Below are 11,807 nucleotides of genomic sequence, written 5' to 3' on the forward strand. Positions count from 1 at the left end.
GGCCGCGCCGTCGTCGTTCTCCGGACCCGGCCCCCTGGTTCCCGCCCGTCACAGAAGTGAAGTGACGTCACATGGAACCCAATTGATCAAAATGCCGTCCAAGTGGCGTGCGTGAACATTTCGGCCTGGTCGTCAGGTGACCGGCGCGGGGTCTCGCGGAGCGGCTCGGGGGAGCGGCCGCCTCGCGGAACTCGACCTCCTCCGTTTCGTCGCCGCCATGGCGGTGCTCGCCTTCCACTACTTCATCGCCTTCGCCTCGGTGTGGGGTGATCGCCCGTCCAAGCTGTTCCCCGCGATCTCCACGCTGTCCGGCCTCGGCATCCTGGGTGTCGAGCTGTTCTTCATGATCAGCGGATTCGTCATCCTGATGAGCGTCTGGGGCCGGGGGCTGGGCGCGTTCGCCCTGTCCCGGCTGGTGCGGCTCTTCCCCGCCTACTGGGTCAGCGTCGGGGTGACGGCCGCGGTCTACGGCCTGACCGCCGCCACCGCCCTGGACCCCAAGCTCAGCGCCGGGGAGTACGGGGTCAACCTCACGATGCTCCAGCGGGCCTTCGGCGTCTACGACGCCAACGGCGTCTACTGGTCGCTCTGGGTCGAGCTCCGCTTCTACCTGCTGATCTCGGTCCTGGTGCTCGTCGGGGTGACGCTCAACCGCTGCCTGGTCTTCATGGGCGTCTGGCTGCTGGCCGCCGGGTTCTTCGCGGGCAGCGAGGACAAGTGGGTCGACCTCGTGGTGATGCCCAAGTACGCGGCGTACTTCGTCGGCGGCATGGCCTTCTACCTGATGACCAGGCACGGGCCCAGGCTGATCCTGTGGTGCCTGGCCGGGATCAGCGCCGGCCTGGCGGTCAACTCGGCGATCGACCGGGTCGCCGGGCGGATCGAGAAGGTCGGCTACGCCGCGATGCCCGTGCCCGAATGGGCGGTCGCCGCCACCGTGATCTTCTTCTACGTCCTCATGGCGATGGTGGCGCTCGGCTGGCTGAGCCGGCTGCGCTGGCGCGGCCTGGTCACCCTGGGCGCCCTGACCTACCCGCTCTACCTCTTCCACACCACGGCCGCCGTGGTGATCATCCCCGCCCTGCGGGACACGCTGCCGCCCTGGCTGACCGCCGTGGTCACCACGCTGGCCGCGATGGCCTTCTCCTACCTGGTGTACCGGGTGGCCGAACGGCCCGTTCAGGAATTCGTCAAGGCCAGGCGCCGGCGGCGGGCCGTACCGCCGCCCGCGCCGCCCTCCCCGCCACCCTGGGAGCCCTTCGCGACGGGCGAAAAGGCCTCGGTGCCATAACTGTCCGACCACCGGGCATAGTGAAGGGTCTAGGGTCGGGGATATATACGGCGGAGAAGGCAGTCCTGGATGAACAGAGGGTGCGCATGACGGTACGGCGGGTGATGGGCATCGAGACGGAGTACGGCATCTCCGTGCCCGGACAGCCGGGGGCCAACGCGATGGTGACCTCCTCTCAAGTCGTCAACGCCTACCTGGCCGCCTCGGCGGCCAGGGCGCGGCGGGCACGATGGGACTTCGAGGAGGAGAACCCGCTCCGCGACGCCCGGGGCTTCGACCTGTCCAGGGAGGTGGCCGACCAGAGCCAGCTCACGGACGAGGACCTGGGCCTGGCCAACGTGATCCTCACCAACGGCGCTCGGCTCTACGTCGACCACGCCCATCCCGAATACTCCACTCCCGAGTGCACCAACCCGCGGGCCGCGGTGATCTGGGACAAGGCGGGGGAGCGGGTCATGCACGACGCCGCGGTCCGCGCCTCGGCGATCCCCACCAACGCCCCGATCCAGCTCTACAAGAACAACACCGACAACAAGGGCGCCTCCTACGGCTGCCACGAGAACTACCTGATGCGGCGGGCCACGCCGTTCGCCGACATCGTCAGGCACCTGACGCCCTTCTTCGTCTCCCGGCAGGTCGTCACCGGCGCCGGAAAGGTCGGCATCGGGCAGGACTCCCGGGGCGAGGGCTTCCAGATCAGCCAGCGGGCCGACTTCTTCGAGGTCGAGGTGGGCCTGGAGACCACGCTCAAGAGGCCGATCATCAACACCCGGGACGAGCCGCACGCCGACCCGGAGAAGTACCGCCGCCTGCACGTCATCATCGGCGACGCCAACATGTCGGAGATCTCGACCTACCTGAAGCTGGGCTCCACCGCGCTGGTCCTGGCCATGATCGAGGACGGCTACTTCACCCGCGACCTCGCCGTGGAGAATCCTGTCCAGGCGCTGCGCGCGGTCTCCCACGACCCGACGCTCAAATACGAGATCGCGATGCGCGACGGCCGTAGGCTCACGGCGGTCCAGCTCCAGATGGAGTACCTGGAGCTGGCGCGCAAGTATGCCGAGGAGCGCAGCGGCAACGGCGTGGACGAGCTCACCAAGGACGTCCTGGACCGCTGGGAGTCGGTCCTGACCCGCCTGGCCGAGGACCCGATGCAGCTGTCCAGGGAGCTTGACTGGGTGGCCAAGCTGGAGCTGCTGGAGGGCTACCGCACCCGCGACGGCCTTCCCTGGTCCCATCCGCGCCTGCAGCTCGTCGACCTCCAGTACTCCGACATCCGTCCCGACCGCGGCCTGTACAACCGGCTGGTCGCCCGGGGCCGGATGCAGCGCCTGGTCACCGAGGAAGAGGTCCTGCGGGCCGTCGAGGCCCCGCCCAGCGACACGCGGGCCTACTTCCGGGGCCGTTGCCTGAGCCAGTTCAGCGAGTCGGTCGCGGCCGCCTCCTGGGACTCGGTCATCTTCGACATCCCCGGCCGCGAGTCCCTGCAGCGCGTCCCGACCATGGAGCCGCTGCGCGGTACCAGGGCGCACGTGGGCGAGCTGTTCGACCGCTGCCGTACCGCCGCCGATCTGGTGAACGCGCTCACCGGCGAGTAGCGGCGGTCAGTCCGCGGGGTGGTGGCCGTCAGGGCCGCCGCCCCGCTGTCCGTGCTTCCCGGGACGGCCGCGTGGATCGCGTGTTCCGCCGGGATCTGTCCGGATTGACGGGGGATAGGGAACCGGGATACGTTCCGGGTGTTTTGTGGCGGTGCGAGGGAAATCCGGTGAGATTCCGGTGCGGTCGCGCCACTGTAACCGGCCCTTCGGGCTCGGGAGCCAGGTCACTCGGCCGCCACCGACCTACGAAAAGGGACGCGTCAATCCCGAAGGAGGTGGCCGTGAGCCAGATCTCGGCTCCGCACGCCCAGCCCATCCCATGGATCTCCCTCACCCGCTGGCTGCTCGCCGTACCGGTGCTGCTGCTCATCGCCTACCTGGTCGCCTTCGACCAGGGAGCGATCTCGCAGGCCGGCGACTACCTGCACGAACTCATGCACGACGGGCGTCATCTGCTCGGCGTGCCGTGTCACTGAGCCGCACGTGATCACCAAACTCATCGTCCGGGGCATGCTCGCCGGACTGCTCGCCGGGCTGTTCGCGGCCGTTTTCGCCTACACCGTGGGCGAGCCGCGCATCGACCAGGCCATCGCGCTGGAGGAGGCGGCCGCAGCCGCCGCACCCCACTCCCACCAGGAGGCCGAACCCGCCGGCCACTCCCACGGGGAGGGGGAGGCGCCGGTCAGCAGGGACGGCCAGCGCTTCGGGCTCTTCCTCGCCCTCGGCCTGTACGGCGTGGCCGTCGGCGGGCTGTTCGCCCTCGCCTACGCCGCCGTGCGCGGGCGGGCCGGACCCCGATCGGAGCCGGTGCTCGCGATCACTCTCGCGGCCGCCGCGTTCACCGCGATCGTCCTCGTCCCCTTCCTGAAATATCCCGCCAACCCGCCCGCCGTCGGCGACCCCGAGACGATCAACCAGCGCACCGTGCTGTACCTGGTAGCCGTGGTCATCGGGATCCTGGCCGTCGCCGCGGGCGCCGCCACCCACCGCTACGCCGCCCGGAGCGAGCCCTGGCTGCGCTGGACGGCCACGGGCGCCACGGTGCTCCTCCCGGTGGCGGCGGCCTGGATCCTGCTGCCGGAGATCGACGAGGTGCCCCAGGGGTTCCCCGCCGGCCTGCTGTGGGACTTCCGGATCGCCTCCATCGGCACCCAGGCGGTCTTCTGGCTCGGCGTCGGCGCCCTGTTCGCCTTCGCCGCGCGCAGGCGCAGCCCGGTGTGACGGCCCCCTCGGGGGTCACCCGCCTGCTGCTGGTCTGCCACGCCTCGACCTCGGCCACGGCACGGGCCGCGTTCCCGGGCGACGAACCGCTCGACGGACGCGGCCTGCGCCAGGCCGCCGGTCTGGCCGCGCGGTTCGGCCAGGGCTCCGCGGCCTGCGCCGCCGAGCTGCGCTGCACCCAGACGGCCGCGGCGCTCGGCCTGCGGATCGACCCCGACCCGCTGCTGGCCGACTGCGACTACGGCAGGTGGGCCGGGAAGACGCTGGACGAGGTCGAGGCCGGCGAACCCGAGTCCCTTACCGCCTGGCTCACCGACCCCGCCGCCGCGCCCCACGGGGGGGAGTCGATCGCCGGCCTGCTCGACCGGGTGGCCGGCTGGCTCTCCCGCCGGGCTCCCGGCCGGACCGTCGCCGTCACCCACCCTCCGTTCATCCGCGCCGCGGTCGTCCACGCCGTCGGCGCACCCGCCTCCGCCTTCTGGCGTGTCGACGTCGCGCCGCTGGCCCGCGTCGCGCTCACCGGGCGGAGCGGGCGCTGGCGGCTGAGCTATCCCGCATGACGACATCCAAGGAGATCTCGAAGGTGCGTGACCCGCGCTACCCCTTCACCGCGATCGTGGGATCGGAGGACCTGAAACTCGCGCTCATCCTCAACGCCGTCTCCCCCCGCGTCGGCGGGGTGCTGGTCCGGGGCGAGAAGGGGACCGCCAAGTCCACGATCGTGCGGGCGCTGGCGGCGCTCCTGCCCGCCGTCGAGGTGGTGGATGGCTGCCGCTTCTCGTGCGACCCCGCCGCGCCGGACCCCGAGTGCCCGGACGGGCCGCACGAGGTCCGGACCGGGGCCGTCCGGCCCGCGCGCCTGGTCGAGCTGCCCGTCGGCGCCTCCGAGGACCGCCTGGCCGGCTCGCTCGACATCGAACGCGCCCTCACCGAGGGGGTGAAGGCCTTCGAACCCGGCCTCCTCGCGGCCGCGCACCGGGGCGTCCTGTACGTCGACGAGGTCAACCTGCTCCACGACCACCTGGTCGACCTGCTGCTCGACGCCGCCGCGCTCGGCACCTGCTACGTCGAGCGCGAGGGGGTGTCGGTACGGCACGCCGCCCGGTTCCTGCTGGTGGGCACCATGAACCCCGAGGAGGGGGAGCTGCGGCCGCAGCTCCTGGACCGGTTCGGGCTGACCGTGGAGGTCCGGGCGTCGCGGGAGCCGTCCCAGCGGGCGGAGGTGGTACGGCGGCGCCTGGCGTTCGACGCCGAGCCGGCGGGGTTCGCCACCCGCTGGTCCGAGCGGGAGCGGGCACTGGCGGCGCGCATCGCCGAGGCGCGGGCCCGGGTGGCGAACGTGGTCCTGCCGGACTCCGCGCTCCGGCAGATCGCCACGGTCTGCGCGGCGTTCGAGGTGGACGGCCTCCGCGCCGACCTGGTCACCGCGAACGCGGCGATCGCCCACGCCGCCTGGCGGGGCCGTACCACCGTCACCGCCGACGACGTGCGCGAGGCGGCCAGGCTCGCCCTCCCGCACCGCCGCCGCCGGGACCCGTTCGACGCACCCGGCCTGGACGAGTCCAAGCTGGAGGACCTCCTCAGCCGGGTCCCCGACGAGCCCGACGACGACCCGGACCCCGACGCCCCGGACCCCGGCGGTCCCGGCGGGGGCGGTTGTGCCGAGGACGGCTCCGGCGGTGAAGCCCCCGGAGGGGACGGTTCCGGCGGGGACGGCTCCGGCGGGGAGGGGACCCGTCCCACACCCCCCGGCGCCGCGGACACAGGCGCCGCGCACGCGGGCCCCGGCGCCCCGTCGCCCGACGTCCCGTCGCCCGGGGCCGGGCCGGCCGCGGACCCGGCACGGGAGGCCGGCGCCACCCGTCGCGACCAGGCCTTCGACGCGGATCCGGCGCGGCCGGCCAGGCTGTTCACCGTCCCCGGGATCGGCGCCGGCGCCCCCGGGCGGAGGTCGAGGGCCAGGACCCCTCTGGGCCGGACCACCGGCGCCCGGACCCCCGAGGGCCGTCCCGCCTCCCTGCACCTGAAGGCGACCGTCGGCGCCGCGGCGCCGTACCAGCTCGGCCGCGGCAGGAGCGGCCCCGGCCTGCTGCTGCGGCGCGAGGACCTCAGAGAGGCCGTCCGCGAGGGCCGCGAGGGCAACCTGGTGCTGTTCGTCGTGGACGCGAGCGGATCCATGGCGGCCCGGCAGCGCATGCGCGCCGTCAAGGCGGCCGTGCTGGGCCTGCTGCTCGACGCCTACCAGCGCCGTGACAAGGTCGGGCTGGTCACCTTCCGCGGCACCCGCGCCGACCTGGTCCTGCCGCCCACCTCCTCCGTCGAGGCGGGCGCGGCCCGGCTGCGCGACCTGCCCACCGGCGGCCGCACCCCGCTCGCCGCGGGACTGCTCCGGGCCGCCGAGGTGCTGCGGGTGGAGCGCCTGCGCGACCCCGCCAGGCGTCCGCTGGTGGTCCTCGTCACCGACGGGCGGGCCACCTCCGGCACCGTCGAGGAGTCCCACCGCGCCGCGGGGCTGCTGGCCGGGGTGACGGGCGTGGTGGTGGACTGCGAGAACGGGCACGTCCGCCTCGGCCTGGCCCGTTCCCTGGCGGAACGGATGGGCGCCGAGACCGTGCGCCTCGACGACCTCGCCGACCTCGCCGGGATGATCCGTGAGCGGCGGGCCGCCGCATGACAGTGACCGCATGACAGCGAAAGGTGATTGACGATGCCTCAGGGCAGACCGGTCAGCGTGCCCGAGGACGGCCTGACCACCCGGCAGCGCCGCACCCGGCCGCTGCTGATCGTGCACACCGGGCCCGGCAAGGGCAAGTCCACCGCCGCCTTCGGCCTGGCCCTGCGCGCCTGGAACCAGGGCTGGCCGATCGGGGTGTTCCAGTTCGTCAAGTCCGCCAAGTGGCGCATCGGCGAGGAACGCGCCCTGCGGGTGCTCGGAGACTCCGGCGAGGGGGGAACGGTCTCCTGGCACAAGATGGGGGAGGGCTGGTCCTGGATCCAGCGGCCGGGCAGCGAGGAGGATCACGCCGCCGACGCCCGTGAGGGCTGGGAGCAGATCAAACGCGACCTCGCCGCCGAGACCTTCCGCCTGTACGTGCTCGACGAGTTCACCTACCCGATGAAATGGGGCTGGATCGACGTCGACGAGGTGGTCGGCACCCTGGCCGGGCGTCCGGGCGGTCAGCACGTCGTGGTCACCGGCCGCGACGCCGACCCCCGCCTGCTCGCCGCCGCCGACCTGGTGACGGAGATGGGCAAGGTCAAACACCCCATGGACGCCGGGCAGAAAGGCCAGAAGGGCATCGAATGGTAGCCCGCCTGGTAGTCGCCGCCCCGGCCTCGGGAGCCGGGAAGACCACCGTGGCGACCGGGCTGATGGCCGCCCTCACCCGCCGGGGGATGGCGGTCTCCCCGCACAAGGTGGGCCCCGACTACATCGATCCCGGCTACCACGCCATGGCCACCGGCCGCCCCGGGCGTAACCTCGACCCGTGGCTGGTGGGCGAGGAACTCCTCGCGCCGCTGTTCCTGCACGGCGCGGCCGGGGCCGACCTCGCCGTGGTCGAAGGGGTGATGGGCCTGTACGACGGGGCGGGCGCCAGCGAGTTCGCCTCCACCGCCCATGTCGCCAGGCTGCTCGACGCCCCCGTGGTCCTGGTCGTGGACGCGGCGAAGCAGAGCCGGTCGGTGGCCGCGCTCGTGCACGGGTTCGCCTCCTACGACACCCGGCTCAGGTTCGGCGGGGTGATCCTCAATCGGATCGGCTCCGCCCGGCACGAGGACATCTGCCGCGAGGCCCTCGCCGAGAGCGGCGTCCCGGTGCTGGGCGCGATCCGCCGCAGCGACGCCGTCGCCACCCCCTCCCGGCACCTGGGCCTCGTCCCCGCCGCCGAACGCCGGACGCGCGCCACCCGGGCCATGGACGCCGCCGCCGCCCTCGTCGAGGACTCCTGCGACCTGGAGGAGCTGGTACGGCTCGCACGCACGGCCCCGCCGCTGCGCGCCCGCCCGTGGACGCCCGGTCCGGCCACGGCCCTCACAGGCCCCGCGGCGGCCGGGTCCGGCGCGGCGGTCACGCGGACCGCGCCGGACCCGGAGAGCGCCCGGCCCCCCGGGGCCCCGGTGCGGATCGCGGTCGCGGGCGGTCAGGCGTTCACCTTCGGCTACGCCGAGCAGGCCGAGCTGCTGACGGCCGCCGGAGCGGAGGTCGTCGCCTTCGACCCGCTCACCGACGAGGCCCTGCCCGAAGGGACGCGGGGGATCGTCGTCGGCGGCGGCTTCCCCGAGGTCCACGCGGCCGAGCTGTCCGCCAACGAGCCGCTGCGCGGGGAGGTCGCCGCCTTCGGCGGGCCGATCTCCGCCGAGTGCGCGGGCCTGCTGTATCTCGCCAGGGAGCTGGACGGCCGGCCGATGTGCGGGGTCCTGGACGTGGAGGCCGGGATGACCGGCTCGCTCACCCTCGGCTACCGGGACGCGGTGGCCGTCCGGGACTCGGCGCTGACCAGGGACGGCGAGCGGTATCGCGGGCACGAGTTCCACCGCACCGCCGTACGGCCCGCGCCGGAGCGGCCCCTGTTCCGCTGGCGGGGCGGCGCCGACGGGTTCGCCGACGACCGGGTGGTCGCCTCCTACCTGCACCTGCACTGGGCCGGCAGCCCCCAGCTGGCCGCCCGGTTCGTGCGGGCGTGTCACCGGGTCCCCGCGACCCCCGTGCGCGGTTCCGCGCCCCCCGCGCCGGGGACGAGCCGGCCTACGAGGTGAAGGGCCCGGCGGCGGGGAAGCGCGCCGCCGGCAGCTGCGGCGGCGCCACCGCGACCCCCTCCAGCCGGAGGATCTCCGACAGCAGACGCGCCGCCTGGCCGGCGGGCATGCGGGCCGCCGGATCGCGCCGGAGCAGCCCTTCGAGGACCGTCCAGAGCGGCCCGGCCTTCGCCGGCGGATCCGGATTCCTGGTCATCGCCGTGCTCAGCACCGCCAGTGAGTCGGACTCGGGGTACGGCGAGCGCCCCTCCACCGCGAAATACAGGCACGCCCCGAACGACCACAGGTCGGCCGCCGGGGTGGCCGCCCTGCCCCGCAGCCGTTCCGGCGCCGTGTAGGCGGGCGCGCAGCCGATCGGCACGGTCGTCGACGCGCTCGCCTCCCCGCTCAGCGCCGCGATGCCGAAATCCGACAGCACCACCCGGTCGCCGGTCAGCAGGATGTTGCCCGGGTTGATGTCCCGGTGCAGCACGCCGGCGCCGTGCGCGTGCCGTAGCCCCGACAGCAGCTGGAAGCCGATCCAGGCCGCCCAGTGGACCGGCAGATGACCCAGGTGCCGCACCGTCTCCTTCAGCGTGAGGGCCTCCAGCAGCTCCATCACGATCCAGAGCCGGCCGCCCTCCTCCAGCAGGTCGTGCACGGAGACCACCGCCGGGTGGCTCAGCCGCCCGGCCGAGCGCGCCTCGCGCAGCGCCCGGCGGCGCGCCTCCTCCAGGTCCGCCCCGTGCTCCCGGAAGTACGGCTGAATTTCCTTGATCGCCACATTCCGGCGGAGCCGTGAATCGTGGGCGCGCCACATGATGCCCACGCCGTCCCGGCCCATCGGTGAAGTCAGCTGATAACGACCGCCCAGCAGGCGCGTCTTTCCCGTTCCCGTTCCCATGAACCACCCGTTGAAGTAGAAGCCGGGCCCCTCAGCTGATTCATATTTTCATCTGGAACGGTGCACCATGTCGCCGCGATACGTAATTGCGCATAACGATTGAGTAGCACGGATGTGGTGAAGTATTGATTTGACTTCTTAAACTCCGCACAACAATCGGACGGGCCGCCGGCGTGTCCGCGGCGCGGCGGGGACGGGCCGGATCGGGCCGTCCCCGCCGCGCCGGATCAGGCCGCGCTGGAACAGCGGACACCGGCCAGCATGGCCGAGGTCTGCTCGGCGCTCAGCCGCGCCCTGGGGTCCTTGCGCAGCAGCCCGCGCAGGATCGGCTCCAGGGGGCCCGCCCGGCGCGGCGCGCGCGCCGGCTCCCGCAACGCCTCCACCAGGGCGGCCATCGAGGTGACCGTCCGGAACGGGGTCCGCCCCTCCACCGCCATGTAGAGGGTCGCCCCGAACGACCACATGTCCGCCTCGCGGGTGCCGCCCCGGCCGTGCAGGGCCTCCGGTGCGATGAACGCCGGCGTGCCCCGCATCGAGGTGCTCGCCGTCCCCTCCGGTGCGGCGAAGCCGAAGTCGGCCAGCACCACCCGGTCCCCGGTCAGCATGATGTTGGCCGGTTTGATGTCGCGGTGGATCACCCCGCCGTCGTGCGCGTGCCGCAGCGCCTCCAGCAGCCGGCGTCCCATCGCGGCGACCAGGTCCGCCGGGAGCGGCCCCGCCTGCACCAGCGTGTCGTGCAGGGTCAGGGCCTCCAGGAACTCCATGACGATCCAGAGCCGTTCGGCCTCCTCGGCCAGGTTGTGCACCGTGACGATGCCCCGGTGGCTCAGCCGCGCCGCCATCCGGGCCTCGCGCACCACCCGCCGCCGCCGCTCGGCGGCCTCGGGGCCGGGAGGCAGGGCGATCTCCTTGAGCGCCACTTCCCGCTCCAGTAGCAGGTCGTAGGCACGCCAGACGACGCCGGTCGCTCCGCGGCCGACGGGGGAGGCGAGTTTGTACCGGCTGGCGACGATGGTGCTCACCGGTCAATGATCGCAGTTTCGCACCCCCTCGGCCTAACTGGAACGGTCCGGGCGTGTCAGAAAAGCTCTGAAATATGCGAATCTACATAGTGAAGGCGGTCAGATGAGGCCGATGCCCAGCGTCAGCGTCCCGGCGCCCAGCGACACGCCGCCGAGGGCCACCAGCCAGATCAGCTTGTTCGGCTTGGTGTCCGAGGGGCGCACGACCGACAGGAAGAAGCCGATCGGCATGAGGATCGGCGCCGCCACGATCAGGGCGCGGGTCAGGGTCTTCAGGTCGCCGGACAGGTCGGCCTGGTCGATGTAGACCATCGCGACCAGCGCGAAGAGCACCAGGATGCCCGCGTGGGCGTGCCCGGCCCGCCACAGGCCCCGCCGTACCGGGTTGTCCAGGTAGCCGGGGATGTCGCGCATGATGTGCGCGAGCAGGGAGAGCCCGCCGAAGGCGATGGTGGGCACGGTGATCAGGAGCACGCCGGCGGTGCTCAGCGATGACGGCGACATGGGGGTCCCTTCATTGGATAGTGACGCTAGCCAATTATTGGATAGAGGTGCTATCCAGTCAACTGGGAAGGATTTGCCTCAGGGAGAGGGAGAGGGTTCCCTTGCAGGCAGGACCTCGGGGGCGGCCTCGGCGGGCTCCCGCAAAGATCGCGGGACGATCCGCGCGCAATGTCCGCCGGTTCGGGGAAGATATGAAGCACAAGCGTCCCCCAAGCGGAGGTGCCACAGATGGCGAGCAAGGACACCGGCGGCCAGAAGCACACCAGCCGGAGCGACAAGGAGGTGGAGGAGACCACCGCGGTGGACTCCTCCGACGTCCAGGAGCGCAACGAGAAGCTCTCGGACGACGTCGACGCGATCCTCGACGAGATCGACGAGGTGCTCGAGGAGAACGCCGAGGAGTTCGTGAGGAGCTACGTGCAAAAGGGCGGGCAGTAGAGGAGGAGTCCGCTTTCCGGGGCAGGGGTGGGAGCGGATTCGCCGCCGAGTCCGAAAACCCGTCCCGGCCGCGGGCCGGCCGGCCCGCT

12 protein-coding genes and 1 riboswitch are annotated in these 11,807 nt (G+C 72.6%); of the genes, 9 read left to right on the top strand and 3 right to left on the bottom strand.

Going from position 1 to position 11,807, the window contains the following annotated elements:
- The first annotated feature begins 136 nt into the window (after positions 1 to 136).
- From BM085_RS14735 to BM085_RS14770, 8 genes are all read left to right on the top strand, one after another.
- A complete protein-coding gene (locus BM085_RS14735; RefSeq protein ID WP_093887553.1) occupies positions 137 to 1,291 on the top strand; it encodes an acyltransferase family protein in 1,155 nt (384 codons plus the stop codon).
- 86 nt (positions 1,292 to 1,377) lie between these two features.
- The gene (dop, locus tag BM085_RS14740; RefSeq protein WP_093887554.1) at positions 1,378 to 2,892 is read left to right on the top strand and encodes a depupylase/deamidase Dop; all 1,515 of its coding nucleotides are present in this window, start codon (positions 1,378 to 1,380) and stop codon (positions 2,890 to 2,892) included.
- Between the two features lie 132 nt (positions 2,893 to 3,024).
- Positions 3,025 to 3,143: riboswitch (cobalamin riboswitch) on the top strand.
- A 30-nt stretch (positions 3,144 to 3,173) separates the two neighbouring features.
- Complete coding sequence (locus BM085_RS14745) at positions 3,174 to 3,368, top strand: CbtB domain-containing protein (protein ID WP_031161517.1); 195 nt, start codon at positions 3,174 to 3,176, stop codon at positions 3,366 to 3,368.
- A 7-nt stretch (positions 3,369 to 3,375) separates the two neighbouring features.
- Positions 3,376 to 4,113 carry a CbtA family protein gene (locus tag BM085_RS14750; RefSeq protein ID WP_093887555.1) on the top strand — a complete coding sequence of 246 codons (738 nt, stop codon included), beginning with the start codon at positions 3,376 to 3,378 and terminating at the stop codon, positions 4,111 to 4,113.
- A complete protein-coding gene (locus tag BM085_RS14755; protein WP_093887556.1) occupies positions 4,110 to 4,673 on the top strand; it encodes a histidine phosphatase family protein in 564 nt (187 codons plus the stop codon). Before BM085_RS14750 ends, BM085_RS14755 begins: the two co-directional genes overlap by 4 nt.
- Positions 4,670 to 6,787, top strand: a complete 2,118-nt coding sequence (locus BM085_RS14760; protein WP_093887557.1) for a putative cobaltochelatase — start codon at positions 4,670 to 4,672, stop codon at positions 6,785 to 6,787. Before BM085_RS14755 ends, BM085_RS14760 begins: the two co-directional genes overlap by 4 nt.
- A gap of 33 nt (positions 6,788 to 6,820) precedes the next feature.
- Positions 6,821 to 7,423 carry a cob(I)yrinic acid a,c-diamide adenosyltransferase gene (cobO, locus tag BM085_RS14765; RefSeq protein ID WP_031161511.1) on the top strand — a complete coding sequence of 201 codons (603 nt, stop codon included), beginning with the start codon at positions 6,821 to 6,823 and terminating at the stop codon, positions 7,421 to 7,423.
- Positions 7,417 to 8,871: a cobyrinic acid a,c-diamide synthase CobB gene (locus BM085_RS14770; RefSeq protein WP_093887558.1), complete on the top strand. Its 1,455-nt coding sequence runs from the start codon at positions 7,417 to 7,419 to the stop codon at positions 8,869 to 8,871. Before cobO ends, BM085_RS14770 begins: the two co-directional genes overlap by 7 nt.
- On the opposite strand, the gene BM085_RS14775 is transcribed toward BM085_RS14770, so the two are convergent.
- The 3 genes from BM085_RS14775 to BM085_RS14785 all read right to left on the bottom strand — a co-directional run bounded on the left by BM085_RS14775 (position 8,861) and on the right by BM085_RS14785 (position 11,280).
- The gene (locus BM085_RS14775) at positions 8,861 to 9,754 is read right to left on the bottom strand and encodes a serine/threonine-protein kinase (RefSeq protein WP_093887559.1); all 894 of its coding nucleotides are present in this window, start codon (positions 9,752 to 9,754) and stop codon (positions 8,861 to 8,863) included. The genes BM085_RS14770 and BM085_RS14775 overlap by 11 nt on opposite strands.
- A gap of 227 nt (positions 9,755 to 9,981) precedes the next feature.
- Entirely contained in the window at positions 9,982 to 10,776 is a 795-nt protein-coding gene (locus BM085_RS14780; RefSeq protein WP_093887560.1) for a serine/threonine-protein kinase, read from the bottom strand.
- A gap of 99 nt (positions 10,777 to 10,875) precedes the next feature.
- On the bottom strand, positions 10,876 to 11,280 hold the full coding sequence (locus tag BM085_RS14785) for a hypothetical protein (RefSeq protein ID WP_093887561.1): 405 nt from the start codon (positions 11,278 to 11,280) through the stop codon (positions 10,876 to 10,878).
- Between the two features lie 228 nt (positions 11,281 to 11,508).
- Between BM085_RS14785 and BM085_RS14790 the strand changes: the two genes are divergently transcribed.
- A complete protein-coding gene (locus BM085_RS14790; RefSeq protein ID WP_012892349.1) occupies positions 11,509 to 11,718 on the top strand; it encodes a ubiquitin-like protein Pup in 210 nt (69 codons plus the stop codon).
- Positions 11,719 to 11,807: the final 89 nt, after the last annotated feature.

Source organism: Streptosporangium canum, assembly GCF_900113865.1.
Taxonomy (GTDB): domain Bacteria; phylum Actinomycetota; class Actinomycetes; order Streptosporangiales; family Streptosporangiaceae; genus Streptosporangium; species Streptosporangium canum.